Annotated in this window: 16 protein-coding genes; 9 read left to right on the forward strand and 7 right to left on the reverse strand. The window is 64.5% G+C overall.

What is annotated here, in order from left to right; translation table 11 throughout:
• Positions 1-107: 107 nt before the first annotated feature.
• From sucB to ACFY5D_RS04735, 3 genes are all read left to right on the forward strand, one after another.
• Positions 108-1,820: a 2-oxoglutarate dehydrogenase, E2 component, dihydrolipoamide succinyltransferase gene (sucB, locus tag ACFY5D_RS04725; protein ID WP_387525712.1), complete on the forward strand. Its 1,713-nt coding sequence runs from the start codon at positions 108-110 to the stop codon at positions 1,818-1,820.
• 130 nt (positions 1,821-1,950) lie between these two features.
• Complete coding sequence (locus ACFY5D_RS04730) at positions 1,951-2,301, forward strand: hypothetical protein (RefSeq protein WP_387525715.1); 351 nt, start codon at positions 1,951-1,953, stop codon at positions 2,299-2,301.
• Between the two features lie 240 nt (positions 2,302-2,541).
• Positions 2,542-2,976, forward strand: coding sequence for an OsmC family peroxiredoxin (locus tag ACFY5D_RS04735; protein ID WP_387525718.1), 435 nt, complete (start codon positions 2,542-2,544; stop codon positions 2,974-2,976).
• A gap of 84 nt (positions 2,977-3,060) precedes the next feature.
• On the opposite strand, the gene ACFY5D_RS04740 is transcribed toward ACFY5D_RS04735, so the two are convergent.
• The gene (locus ACFY5D_RS04740) at positions 3,061-4,698 is read right to left on the reverse strand and encodes a serine/threonine protein kinase (RefSeq protein ID WP_387525720.1); all 1,638 of its coding nucleotides are present in this window, start codon (positions 4,696-4,698) and stop codon (positions 3,061-3,063) included.
• Between the two features lie 103 nt (positions 4,699-4,801).
• Between ACFY5D_RS04740 and lipB the strand changes: the two genes are divergently transcribed.
• From lipB to ACFY5D_RS04755, 3 genes are read left to right on the forward strand one after another with little or no spacing between them, the layout of a single operon-like run.
• On the forward strand, positions 4,802-5,482 hold the full coding sequence (gene lipB / locus ACFY5D_RS04745; protein ID WP_387527565.1) for a lipoyl(octanoyl) transferase LipB: 681 nt from the start codon (positions 4,802-4,804) through the stop codon (positions 5,480-5,482).
• Complete coding sequence (lipA, locus tag ACFY5D_RS04750; RefSeq protein WP_387525723.1) at positions 5,479-6,480, forward strand: lipoyl synthase; 1,002 nt, start codon at positions 5,479-5,481, stop codon at positions 6,478-6,480. Before lipB ends, lipA begins: the two co-directional genes overlap by 4 nt.
• Positions 6,481-6,511: 31 nt before the next feature.
• Positions 6,512-7,264: a DUF4191 domain-containing protein gene (locus ACFY5D_RS04755; RefSeq protein WP_387525725.1), complete on the forward strand. Its 753-nt coding sequence runs from the start codon at positions 6,512-6,514 to the stop codon at positions 7,262-7,264.
• Positions 7,265-7,357: 93 nt separating this feature from the next.
• Here ACFY5D_RS04755 and ACFY5D_RS04760 read toward each other — a convergent pair whose 3' ends face one another.
• The gene (locus tag ACFY5D_RS04760) at positions 7,358-7,792 is read right to left on the reverse strand and encodes an RDD family protein (protein WP_387525728.1); all 435 of its coding nucleotides are present in this window, start codon (positions 7,790-7,792) and stop codon (positions 7,358-7,360) included.
• Positions 7,793-8,069: 277 nt separating this feature from the next.
• On the opposite strand from ACFY5D_RS04760, the gene glnA (ACFY5D_RS04765) reads away from it, so the two are divergent.
• On the forward strand, positions 8,070-9,494 hold the full coding sequence (gene glnA, locus ACFY5D_RS04765) for a type I glutamate--ammonia ligase (protein WP_387525731.1): 1,425 nt from the start codon (positions 8,070-8,072) through the stop codon (positions 9,492-9,494).
• 121 nt (positions 9,495-9,615) lie between these two features.
• Here the strand turns inward: glnA (ACFY5D_RS04765) and ACFY5D_RS04770 are convergent, their stop codons facing one another.
• The 4 genes from ACFY5D_RS04770 to glnA (ACFY5D_RS04785) all read right to left on the reverse strand — a co-directional run bounded on the left by ACFY5D_RS04770 (position 9,616) and on the right by glnA (ACFY5D_RS04785) (position 14,650).
• Complete coding sequence (locus ACFY5D_RS04770) at positions 9,616-9,858, reverse strand: hypothetical protein (RefSeq protein ID WP_387525734.1); 243 nt, start codon at positions 9,856-9,858, stop codon at positions 9,616-9,618.
• A gap of 2 nt (positions 9,859-9,860) precedes the next feature.
• Positions 9,861-10,211 carry a cupin gene (locus ACFY5D_RS04775; protein ID WP_387525736.1) on the reverse strand — a complete coding sequence of 117 codons (351 nt, stop codon included), beginning with the start codon at positions 10,209-10,211 and terminating at the stop codon, positions 9,861-9,863.
• A gap of 71 nt (positions 10,212-10,282) precedes the next feature.
• The gene (locus ACFY5D_RS04780; protein WP_387525738.1) at positions 10,283-13,300 is read right to left on the reverse strand and encodes a bifunctional [glutamine synthetase] adenylyltransferase/[glutamine synthetase]-adenylyl-L-tyrosine phosphorylase; all 3,018 of its coding nucleotides are present in this window, start codon (positions 13,298-13,300) and stop codon (positions 10,283-10,285) included.
• 9 nt (positions 13,301-13,309) lie between these two features.
• Positions 13,310-14,650 (reverse strand): type I glutamate--ammonia ligase, encoded by a 1,341-nt coding sequence (gene glnA, locus ACFY5D_RS04785; RefSeq protein ID WP_387525741.1) that lies wholly within the window; start codon positions 14,648-14,650, stop codon positions 13,310-13,312.
• A gap of 122 nt (positions 14,651-14,772) precedes the next feature.
• Between glnA (ACFY5D_RS04785) and panB the strand changes: the two genes are divergently transcribed.
• On the forward strand, positions 14,773-15,627 hold the full coding sequence (gene panB, locus ACFY5D_RS04790) for a 3-methyl-2-oxobutanoate hydroxymethyltransferase (RefSeq protein ID WP_387525744.1): 855 nt from the start codon (positions 14,773-14,775) through the stop codon (positions 15,625-15,627).
• Positions 15,628-15,630: 3 nt separating this feature from the next.
• Here the strand turns inward: panB and ACFY5D_RS04795 are convergent, their stop codons facing one another.
• A complete protein-coding gene (locus ACFY5D_RS04795; protein WP_387525747.1) occupies positions 15,631-15,828 on the reverse strand; it encodes an SPOR domain-containing protein in 198 nt (65 codons plus the stop codon).
• 131 nt (positions 15,829-15,959) lie between these two features.
• Here ACFY5D_RS04795 and map point away from each other — a divergent pair, with 131 nt between their 5' ends.
• On the forward strand, positions 15,960-16,835 hold the full coding sequence (map, locus tag ACFY5D_RS04800) for a type I methionyl aminopeptidase (RefSeq protein ID WP_387525749.1): 876 nt from the start codon (positions 15,960-15,962) through the stop codon (positions 16,833-16,835).
• Positions 16,836-16,863 lie beyond the last annotated feature (28 nt).

Below are 16,863 nucleotides of genomic sequence, written 5' to 3' on the forward strand. Positions count from 1 at the left end.
CGCGTGCGCGGTGCACTAAACTCGGAGGCAACGCCTCCCACGAGATGTGCGGGAAACCCGCGGATCTCTCGCACACAAAATTTAGTTTTTAGGAGAACGGGAACAAGATGTCTGAAACCGTGAACTTGCCCGCTTTGGGTGAAAGTGTCACCGAAGGCACCGTTACGCGCTGGCTCAAGCAGGTCGGCGACCGCGTTGAGGTCGACGAGCCGTTGCTGGAAGTTTCGACCGACAAGGTCGACACCGAGATCCCTTCGCCGGTTGCCGGCGTCATCGAAGAGATCCTCGTCGCAGAAGACGAAACCGCTGATGTTGGAGCCGCTCTGGTTCGCATCGGCGACGGCTCGGGTTCCGCCGCTGCCCCGGTTGCCGAGGCACCCGCAGCTGTTGAGGCTCCGGCCCCGGTAGCCGCACCGGCTCCGGTTGCAGAGGCTGCCCCGGCAGCACCGGCCGCCCCCGCCGCACCGGCATCGGGCACCGAGATCACCCTTCCGGCATTGGGCGAATCCGTCACCGAAGGCACCGTCACCCGCTGGCTGAAGGCCGTCGGCGACGATGTTGCAGTTGACGAGCCGTTGCTCGAGGTTTCCACCGACAAGGTCGACACCGAGGTTCCTTCGCCGGTTGCAGGCACCCTGCTGGAAATCCGCGTTGCCGAAGACGAGACCGCCGAAGTCGGCTCGATCCTGGCAATCATCGGCGCAGCAGGCGCAGCCGCACCGGCCGCTCCGGTTGCAGCTCCGGCCCCGGCAGCAGCTCCGGTTGCTGCTCCGGCTCCTGTCGCCGCTCCGGCCCCCGTAGCCGCACCGGCACCTGTTGCTGCCCCTGCAGCACCGGTTGCCGCACCGGCCGCTCCTGTTGCCGCTGCACCCGCAGCAGCCGCAGGCAACGACGGCTACGTCACCCCGCTGGTTCGCCGCCTGGCAAACCAGAACGGTGTCGACCTGGCCACCGTGACCGGCACCGGCGTTGGCGGACGCATCCGCAAGCAGGATGTCATCGACGCCGCTGCCGCAGCCAAGACCGCTTCCGCTCCGGCAGCGGCAGCACCTGTTGCAGCCCCGGCCGCAGCAGCAGCACCCGTCGTGGCTTCCTCGCTGCGCGGCACAGTTGCCAAGGCTCCGCGCATCCGCCAGGTCATCGCCCGCCGCATGCGCGAGTCCCTGGATATCTCCACCCAGCTGACCCAGGTGCACGAGGTCGACATGACCCGCATCTTCAAGCTGCGCAACTCGGCCAAGGATGCCTTCGCGGCAACCAACGGCACCAAGCTCACCTTCCTGCCGTTCATCGCCAAGGCCGTTGCCGAAGCGCTGAAGCAGCACCCGAAGCTGAACGCCGAGTACAACGAAGACACCCAGGAAATCACCTACCACAACGCCGAACACCTGGCGATTGCAGTAGACACCGACAAGGGCCTGCTGGTTCCGGTTATTTCCAACGCAGGCGACCTGAACCTGGCCGGCCTGGCCGGCAAGATCGCAGACGTTGCAAACCGCACCCGCACCAACAAGATCGGTCCGGACGAGCTCTCGGGCGGAACCTTCTCGATCACCAACATCGGTTCGGTTGGCGCACTGTTCGACACCCCGATCATCAACCAGCCGCAGGTAGCCATCCTGGGCACCGGTGCGATCGTCAAGCGCGCAGTCGTGGTCACCAACGCCGATGGCGATGACACCATTGCCATCCGCCACATGATGTACCTGTCGCTGACCTACGATCACCGTCTGGTCGACGGCGCCGATGCAGGTCGCTTCCTGCAGACGCTGAAGGCACGCCTTGAGGAAGGCGCCTTCGCAGCCGACCTCGGTCTCTAAGACCTAGGGCTTCGCCACTCGGGGCGGCACTCCATCACGGAGTGCCGCCCCGAGTCGTACCACCATGTCATCGGACACTTTCATGCGTTCGAAGTTCTACGCGACGTCGAATTTCGATTAGGCTATGGACATGACCTTTTTGCATGCATTCCTCGTATTCCTGCACATTTTGGGTGCAGCGGCGATCTTCGGCGGCTGGCTGGCCAACTTCAAGACGCCTACCGTCAACGTATGGCAGTGGTACGGTTCCATCGCCCAGCTGGTGACCGGCCTGCTGCTCGTCGGCTTGGCCGAGATGCAGAATGCCGAGCTGAACCACATCAAGATTGCCGTCAAGCTCCTGCTGGCTATCGGCGTCTTCGTCGCGGCCCTGTTGGGTCGCAAGAAGATCAAGAACGGCCTGCCGGTTCCGACCGGGCTTGCCCACGGCACCGGCGGCACCGCGTTGATCGCGATCGCCGTAGCCGTTCTCTGGGTCTAATCCCCCGATACGACGCATGATCCGTTGCGGTGTGTGCCTTTTGGCGCACACCGCAACGGCGTTTAACCGTGGATACGCGCTCCTTGACATCGGCATTGCAACGAGCGGCAAACGGCGACCGTCAGCTTTGGACATCCCGCACACACCCGGCAATCTCCCTTTCGGTTGCAGGTGCTCGGCCATAGGATGGCACATGGAGCGCAAGCTTCGATTCCTCTGTAAATCCAAGGAGTTGTCACCATGGCAGTAACACGAAGCGCAAACACCGTCTGGACCGGGGATTTGGTCTCGGGCGCCGGGGAAACCACGTTTGAAACCTCGGGTATCGGAACCTTCCCCGTGACCTGGCGGGCACGCGCCGAGGTCGCTGAGGGCAAGACCAGCCCTGAGGAACTCATCGCCGCCGCCCATGCCTCCTGCTACTGCATGGCGCTCAGCGGCATGCTGAAGGACTCGGGCCACGTTGCCGAAAAGCTTGTGACCACGGCGGAAGTCGATTTCGACACCAGCAACGGGGCGAGGATCAGTGAAATTCGTTTGACGCTGGTGGCCACGGTTCCGGGCCTCGACGACGGGGAATTCCAAAAATTGGCCCACGCAGCCAAAGAGGGCTGTCCCGTGTCTGCGGCCCTGGCCGCGGTTCCTTCCATCACCCTGGATGCACGTCTGGCATAGCCACTAGCGGGTGTTGCTGGTTCGCAGCGAGCAAGTGTCCGAACCACCGGCACCCGCTTTGCCGTGCCCCGTCAGGGCCGACCCTCATGGCATCGAACGGACGTCCCAGATTTTCCATTTCCCCTTGTTCCGGCGCAGTTCAAGACGCACGGGCTGTCGTTCCGGATCTCTTGCGGTGATGACGGCCTTTCCTGAACCGTCCACGTACCTGTATCCGCCTTGAGTGCTGGTTGCCTCCACGAACGCACTTTCATTCGTGCCGATGGCCACAACGGAGGCATCTTCCATCGATGTTTGCAAGGATTCGAGCTTCAGTTCGTTTCGCTTCATGAGAGCCAGAATTTCGCTGTCACGGGTCATCGAAGGCGAGCCTGGCATGTGAATCGCTTTGAGCGCCTTTGCGTCGCCCTCCATCAACATCCGATCCCGCCGCAGCGTCAGGTCCGCGGCGGCCAAGAGTATGTCGTCGCGTTCGTTGCCGAATCCCTGATGCTTCCCGTCCGGGGCGTTCGCTTCCGGCACCGGCAAGGCAGCGACCGGGGGCTCGATACCGTGGGCATCGGCTTGGGACGCAGGGATGTCTAACGACTGCGCAAGAACAGCTCCGGATATGACCACCAACACCCCGAGCAGGCCGACAGCCACCAACTTTCGCCTTCCACCCGCCAGCGACTGGATCCGATGCGCATGCGCTTCGCGCACTCCCCTGCTGTCTTTGGGGCGGAGGCTAGTCGGAGGGCGCGTCCCCGACGGGGTCGGCGAATCCGGTGGCTTGTTCGCTGGCTTTCGCGCAACCCGTTCTCGGCGTCGCCGCTTTGTGACGCTTTTGGCTTGCGTCTCCCCTGTTTTGGCCCGCTTGAAGCGTGCGAACAATGCTCTTTTTTGAGGCGACTGCCACGTGGTAATCATGTGCCTGAGCGCCTCCGGTTCGACTGCCGCGCCAAGTTCCACGGCGCTCGGGGCACCACCGGAAAAGATTCGGCGCGCGAACTGCCCTGCGCTGGGGCGCCGCAACGGGTCGACAGCCAGCCCGTCCTCAAGCAGGATCGCGAGATCGTCGTTCACCTCCGGGACCATCGCCCCAATGGGGATCCGGTTTGTTTCCGGGGCCGGCGCCCGTCCGGTCAGGAGGTACCACGTACATGCGGCCAAAGCATAGACGTCACGGGCCGGTTCAAGTTCACCGGGTTCGGCGAGCCGAGCAACTTCAGGGGCACAGAATCCGTTTGTCCCATAATCTTCAGGAGTTTCGCCACGGATCGAATGGGTTCCAAAGTCACTTAGTTTGGGTTTCCCTTCGGCAGTGAACAGGATGTTTCGCGGGCTAACGTCGCCATGGGTCAACCCCTGTTCGTGAAGAAACTGCAGGGTCTCGGCAATCGGTGCAATCACCGTCAAAACCTCCCCAACGCTTAGCGGTCCCCGGGCCGAAACCACCGCGGCTGCGCTGCCGGCAGGGCAATACTCCATCAAGATTCCCGGGCCTTCGGAGGTATCAACGATGCCGTGCTCGTGCACCAGGAATTCATGACGCAGATCCAAGCCGCCGGCACCAATCCGTCGCAACGATTCGTCATATCCGATGATCTTTACGGCAAATTCCTCGCCCGAATCGGTGTCTTGAATAACCCATACTGTTCCGTTTCCACCCTGTCCCAGATACCTATTGGTGTCATATCCGGCAATTTGCGGTCGTTGCTGCGGTTCGTCACGCGTTTCCATGCATTAGTTCTACGCTTCATAGAAAAATTTGGTTTTGGTTATCCACAAGACGCATGTAATTGCGAATTCGAAGGCGGTCAGCGATAGGCGTACCGTATTGGCCATGAGCATCAAATTCGAACGAATTGGCCTGGCTCCAGAGCTGGTCGATTATCGCGAGGCCTGGGAACTGCAACGGCGCGTTCACGAGGAAGTCACGCACGGAAACTCCGGACCTGTGGTATTCCTTCTGGAGCACGAAGCGGTGTACACCGCAGGCCGCCTGACGGAACCCGAAGACCTGCCAGTGGACGGAACACCCGTCATTGACGTTGATCGCGGCGGAAAGCTGACCTGGCACGGGCCCGGACAACTCGTCGGATACGCAATCGTCCGCTTGCTGGACTTGAAGGGCATCCGCGAATACGTCTCGGTCCTCGAGGAAGCAATGATCAGAGTGTCCGTCGGGTATGGCATTCCCGCCACCCGCATCAAGGGCCGTAGCGGCGTGTGGGTACTGGGCGCCGACGGCACTCAAGACCGGAAGCTCGGTGCCATCGGCATCCGCGTAGACCGTGGTGTCACCATGCATGGATTCGCCTTCAACTGCTCCAACGATCTCTCCCCCTACGCACAAATCATTCCTTGTGGAATCACCGACGCCGGGGTCACAAGCCTCAGCGTGGAAACTGGAACCACCATCACTCCAGCAGATGTCATTGACCGTGTCGAGAAAGAACTCGAAGTCTTGCTGAGCCCCATCGTGTCGTTGACATCAACCAAACCTGAAGGAGCCAACCGATGAACGCCGCACCCGAGGGCCGCCGCCTGCTACGCATTGAGCAGCGCAACTCCGCAACGCCCGTTGAACGGAAGCCAGCCTGGATCAAGGCCAAGGTCAACATCGGCCCCGAATACGTGGGCCTGAAGAAACTCGTCAAGTCCGAGGGACTGAACACCGTCTGCGAGGAAGCGGGCTGCCCGAACATCTTCGAATGTTGGGAAGACAAGGAAGCAACCTTCCTCATCGGCGGCTCCGAATGCACCCGCCGCTGCGATTTCTGCCAGATCGACACCGGCAAGCCACAGGCCATCGACCGCGCCGAACCCTTCAAGGTCGCCATGAGCGTCAAGAAGATGGGCCTGCGCTACGCAACCGTCACCGGCGTCGCCCGTGATGACCTGGAGGACGAGGGAACCTGGCTCTACGCCGAGACCGTCCGCCGCATCCATCAGCTGAACCCCGGCACCGGCGTTGAACTGCTGATTCCCGACTTCTCCGGCAAGCCGGAATTCCTCGACGAAATCTGTGCGTCGGCTCCCGAGGTCTACGCCCACAACCTCGAGACAGTGCCTCGACTCTTCAAGTCCATCCGCCCTGCTTTCCGTTACGAACGCTCGCTCGACGTCATCTCCCAGGGCCGCGCCAACGGGATGATCACCAAGTCCAACCTGATTCTGGGCATGGGCGAGACCCGCGAGGAAATCACCGAGGCCATCAAGGATCTCGTGGATGCCGGCTGCGACCTCTTGACCATCACCCAGTACCTGCGTCCAACCGAACGCCACCACCCGGTCGAACGCTGGGTCAAGCCGCAGGAATTCGTGGAATTGCAGCAGGAAGCCGAGGAAATGGGCATTCTTGGCGTCATGAGCGGCCCGCTGGTTCGCTCTTCCTACCGCGCAGGACGGCTGTGGGCGGCTGCAATGCGCAAGAAGGGGCTGCCAATTCCCGAAGCCCTGGCCCACATCGAAAGTTCCGGAGACACGCGTCAGGAGGCGTCGTCTCTGGTCGGCACATAGTCAGCTTCGCATCACGTAGAATTGAACCACTATGGCCAAAAACACCGATAATGCCTCGAGCGAGGCTGCAAGCCCAAAGCGTGGACTCTTTTCGCGCAAGCCAAAGGCCGAGAAGGCCACTAAGGAACCAGGCCGGCTGAAACAGCTGGGTCAGGTCTTCCAGATGACTCGCAAGAACGACCCGATGGTCGTTTGGCTGATGATCCTGGCGGCCCTTGGCGTGATGGTGGTGGGCCTCGTTGTTGGCCTGCTGATCAAGAACTGGATCACCGCGCTTCTCATCTCGATCCCGCTGGCATTGTTGGCTGCAACGATGATTCTTTCCCGCCGCGCCGAAAAGGCCGCGTTCAAGCAGCTCGAGGGACGTCCCGGCGCTGCCGGTGCGGCCATGAGCGTGCTTCGCCGTGGCTGGATCCTGAAGGACGAGCCCGTCGCGGTAAACCCGCGCACGAAGGACCTGGTCTTCCTGGGCATCGGTCGCGCAGGCGTTGTACTTGTGACCGAGGGGCCGACCACGCGCGTTCGCACGCTGGTTGACGCCGAGCGCAAGCGCATGAACCGCGTTCTTCCCAACGTCCCGATCCACGTCATCAACGCCGGTAGCGACGAAGGACAGGTTCCTTTGGCCGAGGTCGGCAAGGCGATGAAGAAGCTTCCCAAGTCGATCACCAAGCTGGAGATCAGCGCCGTTGACAAGCGACTGAGCACCCTGGGCAGCGCTCGCTTGCCGATCCCCAAGGGGATCGACCCGAACCGGGCCCGCCCGGATCGCCGCGGACGCTAAAGAACAGCACTTGCGAAATGAGTGAGGGGCTGGAACCAAGTTGGTTCCAGCCCCTCACTCATTTAACTATTTCCAGCCCGGCACGATGCCGAACTAGATACGTACGAGAATCGTCTTGCCCAGCCGGTCATGGTAGCCGCGCTGGTCGGAATCACTCAGCAGCGGCGGGATCACCAGGCAGATCAGCAAGGTCCGGATGATTCCGGTCAGCGGTTTCACCGCGCTCCCGTCCATGCCCTGGACCTGCATCCCGAAGATCCGGTGGCCGATGGAATGCCCGGTGACCCCTACGAAGAGCATCTGCATCGCGGCAAAGATCACCAGGTTCGCCGTCGTGTCTGCCTTGAAGAAGACCAGCGAAATCAGCATCGCGATTCCCCAGTCAACCAGCAGGGCGCCTACGCGCCGTCCGATCCGTGCCACGGAGCCCGGTCCGCTCTCGGGACGACCGAGTCGCTTGCCTGGCCATTCCTGGTTACTCAGTTGCGGCGGGCCCTCGAGCCACGAGCCAAAATCTTTTCTTTCCACATCTACCAGACTACCGGGGTGCGCCAACTCGCGCGCCGGAGCCCCGGTTTCCAAGGCCTTCCGGGCCAGACACGCCACACCGCCGAGCGGCGGTGTGATCCATCTCATGCACCCGATGGTGAAATCCATGTCCGTGTAACGTACTTGAAACAATCGAGACACAGTAGAGTAACGGCAACGGTCTATGGTTGATAACGAAGGAAGGCAAGACCCGGCGTTTTCCCTTCCACGGCAGCCCCAGCCGCACCCAGATGAAACCACACAGGAGCCCCTGACTATGTTCAAGAGTCCAGAAGAAGTCATGGCATACATTGCCGAAGAAGACGTCAAGTTCGTCGATATCCGTTTCACGGACCTCCCCGGCGTTCAGCAGCACTTCAACGTCCCGGCCCGCACGGTCGACGCTGACTTCTTCCTCAACGGCCAGCTCTTCGACGGTTCCTCGATCCGCGGCTTCGCCGGCATCGCCGACTCCGACATGCAGCTGATCCCGGACGTGACTTCGGGCTTCGTTGATCCGTTCCGCCTGGAAAAGACCCTGGCGTTCAACTTCTCGATCGTGAACCCGCGCACCGGCGAGCCGTACCACCGCGACCCGCGCGGCGTTGCCGAGCGTGCAGAGGCCTACCTGACCTCGACCGGCATTGCCGACACCGCATTCTTCGCACCCGAAGCCGAATTCTTCATCTTCGACAACGTGCAGTACGAATCCAAGCCGCAGGGCTCCTTCTACAAGGTCGATTCCGTCGAGGCACCTTGGAACACCGGCAAGAAGGAAGAGGGCGGCAACCAGGGCTACAAGACCCCCTTCAAGGGCGGTTACTTCCCGGTCTCCCCGACCGACAAGCAGGCCGACCTCCGCGACGCCATCTGCCTTGAGCTCGAGGCCGCCGGCCTTGAGGTCGAGCGCAGCCACCACGAGGTTGGCGCAGCCGGCCAGGCCGAGATCAACTACAAGTTCAACACGCTGACCCACTCGGCCGATGACATCCTGAAGTTCAAGTACATCGTCAAGAACGTGGCCGACGCCTGGGGCAAGTCCGCAACCTTCATGCCGAAGCCGATCTTCGGTGACAACGGCTCGGGCATGCACTGCCACCAGTCGCTCTGGGCCAACGGCGTTCCGCTGTTCTACGACGAGAAGGGCTACGCCGGCCTCTCGGACATGGCTCGCTGGTACATCGGCGGCCTGCTGAAGCACGCCTCGGCCGTCCTCGCCTTCACCAACCCGACGGTGAACTCCTACCGCCGCCTGGTCAAGGGCTTCGAAGCCCCGGTCAACATGGTTTACTCGCAGGGCAACCGCTCGGCCGGTATCCGCATCCCGATCACCGGTTCGAACCCGAAGGCCAAGCGCATCGAATTCCGCGCACCGGACGCAGCCTCGAACCCATACCTGGCCTTCGCCGCCCAGCTGATGGCAGGCCTCGACGGCATCAAGAACCGCATCGAGCCGGCAGACCCGATCGACAAGGACCTCTACGAGCTCCCGGCCGAGGAAGCCAAGGACATCCAGGTTGCCCCGAGCTCGCTCGAGGAAGCCCTGCTGGCCCTGGAAAACGACTTCGACTTCCTGCTTGAGGGCGATGTCTTCACCGAGGACCTGATCCGCACCTGGATCGAATACAAGCGCGAACACGAGATCAAGCCGCTGTCGCTGCGCCCGAACCCGTACGAGTTCGAGCTGTACTACGGCTGCTAGTCAGTCCATAGCTGCAACCGGGACCTGGCCCGCATGAAAGGGAGCCAACGACAATCGTCGTTGGCTCCCTTTCGTCGCATCGGGCGTTTCCAAACCCAGTCGTTTCCGTCCACGGCGGGGCTCAGCCGAACAGGACGATCCCGTCGGATCCCGCCAGTCTGTCGACGTCGCCCAGGAAACGCTTCCCTTCGACCCAGGCATATCCCGCGGGCGAGAACTCGCGCAGGATCGTCAGCTCGCCGCCGACCGGCTTCACGAGCACGGCCAGGGTCCCGTTTCCGAGGATCTTGTAGGCGACCTGCGCGCCGTCCTCGTCGTTGTTCGAGTACATCCCTCCTGCCGCCAGCGCAACGAGCACGGACACGGCTAGACCTCCCCGGTCCTCGGCAGGTCCGCAATGGTGGTGAGCAGGAACGAGCTGTCGGACTCCGCCACGACATCGTGAAGCGCGTCGGGGAGGACGAACAGCCCGCCGTGGGCGATGGCCGTGGATTGCCCCTCCCAGCTGACGACGATGCTGCCGCGCAACACCAGCAGCGTCGCGGACTCCGGCTTGGGGTGCTCGTTCAGGCTGGATCCGGCCGTCAGGGTGATCAACGTGTGGCGCAGCCGCCCGTCCTTGAGCACCGCCACGGCGCTGCGCCCGTTTGCCGTGGCCGCGGCCTTTGCCGCCTCGCGTTCGACCAGGTCGTCCATTTCGGCTCGGGTGATATGCATGGCAGGGGTGCCTACCTTTCGAAGTGGCAGTGGTGTTTGCTGCTACTTACTATGCCCCGGGTTTCGGCGTTTTAGTCCTCGAAGGCGTAAAAATGTCGCTCAAAAACTTGTCGCGCACGCCGGGTGGCCTTGAGGTAGTCGTCCTCCATCACCGCGGCCTCCCCCGGCGAGTACCCGCACCAGCGGGCGACGGCTTCCATGTCCCGCCAGGAATGCGGCAGCACGTCCGTCACCCGGCCCGTGCAGATCACCCCCGCGCTGCGGATCCTGGTGGCCAGGGCCCAGGCGTGGTCGAGGATCTGGACGTCCTCCGCCGGAATGATGCCGGCCTCGGCGATCGCATGCAGCGCGGGCCGCGTCGAGGTGGTGCGCAGCGCGGGAATGGTTGCCGCATGCTGCAGCTGGATCAGCTGGACCAGCCATTCGACGTCGCTGAGCGAGCCGCGGCCCAGCTTGAGGTGGCGGGCCGGATCGGCGCCGCGCGGCAGCCGCTCGGCCTCCACCCGTGCCTTGATCCGGCGGATCTCCCGGACTTGGTCCTCCCCGATCGGCTCCTCGTAGCGCACCTCGTCGGCCAAGGCCATGAAGTCCTCGGCCAGCTCGTCGGATCCGGCCATGGGCGCGGCACGCAGCAGGGCCTGGCGTTCCCAGACGTGGACCCACCGCTTGTAGTACTCCTGGTAGGCGTCGAACGAACGCACCAGCGGTCCGCTCTGCCCCTCGGGGCGCAGCTTCGCGTCGACCTCGAGCCGCGGCTCGGCCTGGATCGCCGGGGACATGGGCTTGGCCAGGAAGGAACCGAGCGAGGTGACGATGCGCAGCGCCTGTTCCTGGGCGGCCTGCGGGTCGGCCCCCTCGAGCGGCCGCTGCACGAACATGACATCTGCATCCGAGCAGTAGCCGATCTCGCGGCCGCCCTGGCGCCCCATGGCGACAACCAGCACCTCGCACAGCTGCTCGGTCGTCTCGAACTCGAGGTTCTGCGCCACCCGCAGGGTGCCGAGCACCGCGGCCCGGTCGTTGTCCGCCAGCGCGCGGCCCACCCCGTCCTGGTCGATGACCTCCGCGCCGTCGGCCAGCGCGATGCGCAGCATCTCGCGCCGGCGGATCACCCGGATGAGCCGGATGGCAGGGTCGGTGCCGAGGTTGCGCTTGAGCTTGGAGGAAATCTCCGCCCACAGGGCCTCGAAGGACAGCGGCTGCAGGTCCTTGTCGGAGCCCAGCCAGGCCGTCGATTCCGGGGAGACCTCCAGCAGGTCGGTGATGAACCGGGAGTTGGAGAGGATCTTGCACAGGCGTTCGGCCGCCGCGTTCGAGTCGCGCAGCATGCCCAGGTACCAGTGGGACTCCCCCAGCGATTCGCTCAGCCGCCTGAAGCCCAGCAGGCCGGCGTCCGGGTCCACGCCCTCGGCGATCCAGCCCAGCAGCACCGGCAGCAGTTGGCGCTGCAGGGCGGCCCGGCGACGCACCCCGCCGGTGAGCGCGTCGATGTGGCGCATTGCGGCCTTGGGGTCGACGTAGCCCAGGGCTCGCAGGCGGGCCTGGGCCGCCTCCGGGCTCAGGCGGACCTCGTCGCGGGAGAGGTTGGCGGAGGTGCTCAGCAGCGGGCGGTAGAAGATCCGCTCGTGCAGCTTGCGGACCTCGCGCTTGGTTTCGCCCCAGCGCTCCAGCAGCTTCGCCGCGGTCGCAAGTTCCACGCCCAGCATCGAGCGCACCCCGCGGGCAAGCACCCGCTGGCCCGACTCCCTTTGCGGCATCAGGTGCGTGCGGCGCAGGTTGACGAGCTGGATGCGGTGCTCGAGCACGCGCAGGAAACGGTAGGAGCCGTCGAAGCTCTCGGCGTCGTCGCGGCCGATGTAACCGGCCCGGCTCAGCGCGCCGATGGCCGTGGTGGTGGTGCGCACGCGCAGGGATTCGTCGACCCGGCCGTGCACCAGCTGCAGCAGCTGGACGGTGAATTCCACGTCCCGCAGGCCGCCGGGGCCCAGCTTGAGCTGCCGCGAGAGTTCCTCCGGCTTGATGTTGGCGGTGACGCGGCGGCGCATGCCCTGCACCGATTCGACGAAGCCCGCCCGCTCGGAGGAGGACCAGATCAGCGGCGCGGCCATGGCCTCGTAGTCGGCCCCCAGCTCGGCGTCACCGGCGATGGCGCGCGCCTTGAGCAGAGCCTGGAATTCCCAGGAGGCGGCCCAGCGCTTGTAGTAGGCGGCGTGGGATTCGAGGGTGCGCGAGAGCGCGCCGTCCTTGCCCTCCGGGCGCAGGTTTGCATCGACCTCCCACAGTCCCGGCTCCGGTCCCGTGGAGTCGATGGCGCGGGAGATGCCCGCCGCCAGCACCGCCGCGATGCTTGAGGCGAGCTGTTCGTCGAGTCCTTCGCTCGCGTGCACGTAGATGACGTCGACGTCCGAGACGTAGTTCAGTTCGCGGGCACCGCACTTGCCCATGCCGATCACGGCCAGCCGCACGGCGGCAACGTCCTCGGCGGCAAAGCGCTCGGCGGCCTCGACCCGGCTGACGGCCAGCGCCGCCTCGATGGCCGCGGCGGCCAGGTCAGCGAGCTCGCGGCCCACCACCGGCATCGCGTCCAGCGCGTTGGCCGCGCCGAGGTCGCGGTGCGCCAGCGACAGCAGGGCCCGGCGGTAGGCGACACGCAGCGCACGGTAGCCCTCGGGGCCGGACAGCGTGGCCACCGGCGCGGCGGCCGATTCCGGGTCCGCGCCGACGGCCCGCAGGAGCTGTTCCCGCAGGTCTCCGGCGGCGCACCCCTTGATGTGCGCGTCGGGCACCTGCTCGAACACGGACAGCGCCCCGGGCTCGCGGATCATGAAGCCGGCCAGGGCGTCGGAGGCGCCGAGCACGCGCAGCAGGCCCGGGGCCGTGCGCGGGTTCTCCACCAGCTTCACCGCGGCCGGGGCGTGCGGGATCAGCCTGACCAGGGACAGCAGCGCCAGGTCGGGGTCCGCGGCGTTGGCCAGGTTCCCGACGAGTTCCTTGAGGTCGACCCCGGAGAGTTCCTCGGCCGCCAGGAACCGCTTGGCACGTTCGAGGTCGTCAAAGCCGGCGGAGATGAGCCGCCGTGTGGGATTCACGTATTGCTCCTAGAGGATCCCGAGGTAACGGCGAAGCTCGAACGGGCTCACGTTCTGGCGGTACGCTTCCCACTCGTCGCGCTTGTTGCGCAGGAAGGAGTTGAAGACCTGTTCGCCGAGGATGTCGGCCACCAGCTCGGATTCCTCCATGGCGCGGATGGCGTCGTGCAGCGAACCGGGCAGCGGGTCGTGGCCGGATGCGCGGCGCTCCGCGCTGCTCAAGCCCCAGACGTCGTCCTCGGCCTGCGGCTCGAGCTCGTAGCCCTCCTGGATGCCCTTCAGGCCGGCACCGAGCAGGCAGGCGTATGCCAGGTACGGGTTCGTGGCCGAGTCGATGCCGCGGTATTCCACGCGGGCGCTCTGGCCCTTGCCCGGCTTGTACAGCGGGACGCGGACCAGCGCCGAACGGTTGTTGTGGCCCCAGGACCTGTGGCTCGGGGCCTCGCCGCCGCCCCACAGGCGCTTGTAGGAGTTCACGAACTGGTTGGTCACGGCGGTGAATTCCGGCGCGTGGCGCAGGATGCCGGCAATGAACTGGCGTGCGGTGTCCGAAAGCTGGAATTCGCGCCCGGCCTCGAAGAAGGCGTTGGTGTCGCCCTCGAAGAGGGAGAAGTGGGTGTGCATTCCGGAGCCTGGTTCGTCGGAGAACGGCTTGGGCATGAACGTCGCGTAGATGCCCTGCTGGATCGCCACCTCCTTGATGACGGTGCGGAAGGTCATCACGTTGTCGGCCGTCTGCAACGCATCGGCGTAGCGCAGGTCGATTTCGTTCTGTCCGGGGCCGTTCTCGTGGTGGCTGAATTCCACGGAGATGCCGACGGCCTCGAGCATCGTCACCGCGGTGCGGCGGAAGTCCTGTGCGACGCCGCCGGTGACGTGGTCGAAGTAGCCGCCGCGGTCGACCGGCACCGGGTAGCCGTCGGCCCCGATCTCCGATGACTTGAGCAGGTAGAACTCGATCTCCGGGTGGGTGTAGCAGGTGAAACCCATCTCCGAGGCAACGGCCAGCTGGCGCTTGAGCACGTGGCGGGAGTCGGCGGCCGCCGGCAGTCCGTCCGGGGTGAGGATGTCGCAGAACATGCGGGAGGTGGGTTCGGTTTCCCCGCGCCACGGCAGGATCTGGAAGGTGGCCGGATCCGGCTGCAGGAGCATATCGGATTCGTATATGCGTGATAGTCCTTCGATGGAGGATCCATCGAAGCCCAGGCCCTCCTCGAAGGCGCCCTCGACCTCGGCCGGGGCCAGGGCCACCGACTTCAGCGAACCCACCACATCGGTGAACCACAGGCGAACAAAGCGCACGTCACGCTCTTCGATGGTTCGGAGGACGAATTCCTGCTGGCGATCCACGGCGGGTTCCTTCCACAACGTCTTTATTTGGGGGCGGAAAGTGCCGCCTCCATCACTTTATACGGTTTTCCCTACATGACACGGTGCTACGTGTTTGGGGAATGTGCATTAGTCTCTTGCCCATGAGTGCTCATCCCCCAGTCCCCGCAAACTCCACCCCCGCCGCGCAGGCCCCGGCCGGGCGCGTCCGCGTCCACCACCTGCAAACGGCCAAGGCCGAGGGGCGGAAGTTTGCGATGCTCACCGCATACGACACGATGATGGCCGGCATCTTCGACGAGTCCGGGATCGAGGTCCTGCTGGTCGGGGATTCGGCCGCCAACACCGTCGTGGGGTATTCCTCCACCCTGCCGATCACCCTCGACGAGATGATCGTTTTTGCCAAGGCCGTGACCTCCGGCGTCAAGCGCGCCCTGGTGGTCTGTGACCTTCCCTTCGGCTCCTACGAGGTCTCCCCCGAGCAGGCCGTGACCTCGGCCGTTCGCCTGATGAAGGAAGGCGGGGTGCATGCCGTGAAGATCGAGGGCGGCACCTACTTCGCGCCGCACGTGCGGGCCCTGGTTGCCGCGGGCATCCCGGTGATGGCGCACATCGGCTTTACCCCGCAGTCGGAGCACGCACTGGGCGGCTACCGGGTCCAGGGTCGCGGTGACGCCGCGGGCGCGCTGATCGCAGACGCCCAGGCGTTGGAGGCCGCCGGCGCCTTCGCCGTCCTGATGGAAATGGTTCCCACCGAGACCGCCCGCCGCGTCGACGAAGCATTGCACGTGCCAACGGTCGGCATCGGAGCGGGCCCCGTCACCACCGGCCAGGTCCTGGTGTGGCAGGACATGCTCGGGCTGGGCGGCGGCAAGAGCGCACGCTTCGTGAAGAAGTATGCCGACCTGCGCTCCATCGTTTCGCAGGCCGCCACCGCCTACCACCAGGACGTCGTTTCCGGATCGTTCCCGGCGCCCGAGCACGAGTTCGAGAACTAGAGGCTAGTCCTCGTCCTCGGCCGCGTCTTCCGCGTCCCATTGTTCGTTGCGCTCGCGCACCTTGGTCATGGCCTGCTCGGCCTCGGCGCGCGAGTTGTAGGGGCCCAGCAGCTGTGACCAGTCCGCCTGCGGGCCGGATTCGACCTGCCCCGTGACGATGTTGAACCAGTATTCGCCCTCACCCGGGAGTTCCTTGCTCATCTGGCTGTCCGCCTTCCATTGGCTCTGTCTTGCGTGGGTAATGCCCACCCTACAGCCCCGGGCCGCACGCCTGAACGGTCCACACCGGACCCATGCGCCCGGGGCTTGGGTGCACGGCTAGAATAGGCGTTATGCCTCTTGCGTCAACAGCACCAGTCGGGTCCCTGAAGCCCGGCGTCCAGACCCCACAGCGCCCCGTCCCCGCATCGATCCAGCGGCCCGAGTACGTCGGCCGCCCGGCACCGCGGAAGTCCGACGCATCGGAAATCCGCAGCCCGGAGGTCATCGCCAAGATGCGCATCGCCTCGAAGATCGCGGCGCAGGCGCTGGCCGAGGTCGGCAAGGCGGTGGTTCCCGGCGTGACAACCGACGAACTGGACCGCATCGGGCACGAGTTCCTGCTCGACCACAACGCCTACCCCTCCACGCTGGGCTACCGAGGCTTCCCCAAGTCGCTGTGCGCTTCGATCAACGAGGTCATCTGCCACGGGATCCCGGACAGCACCGTGGTCGAGGATGGCGACATCATCAACATCGACATCACCGCCTTCATCGGCGGGGTCCACGGCGACACCAATGCCATGTTCATGGCCGGGGACGTCGACGAGGAATCGCGCCTGCTGGTTGAACGCACCGAGGAATCGCTGCGCCGCGCCATCAAGTCGGTCATGCCTGGCCGCGAAATAAACGTAATCGGCCGTACTATTTCGGCATACGCGAAAAGATTCGGCTATGGTGTGGTTCGGGACTTCACGGGCCACGGCGTCGGGGAATCCTTCCACACCGGTCTGATCATCCCGCACTACGATGCCGCACCTGCCTACAACAGGCTCATCGAACCGGGCATGACGTTCACCATCGAGCCCATGCTGACGCTGGGAACCATCGAATGGGACATGTGGGAGGACGGCTGGACCGCCACCACCAAGGACCGCAAACGCACCGCACAGTTTGAACACACTCTGCTCGTCAATGAGGACGGGGCCGAAATCCTCACCCTGCCCTAACGGCAGGACCTTTCCCGCACGAGAGAGA

It is taken from the genome of Paeniglutamicibacter sp. NPDC012692 (assembly GCF_042901625.1).
In the GTDB taxonomy this organism is placed as follows: Bacteria; Actinomycetota; Actinomycetes; order Actinomycetales; family Micrococcaceae; genus Paeniglutamicibacter.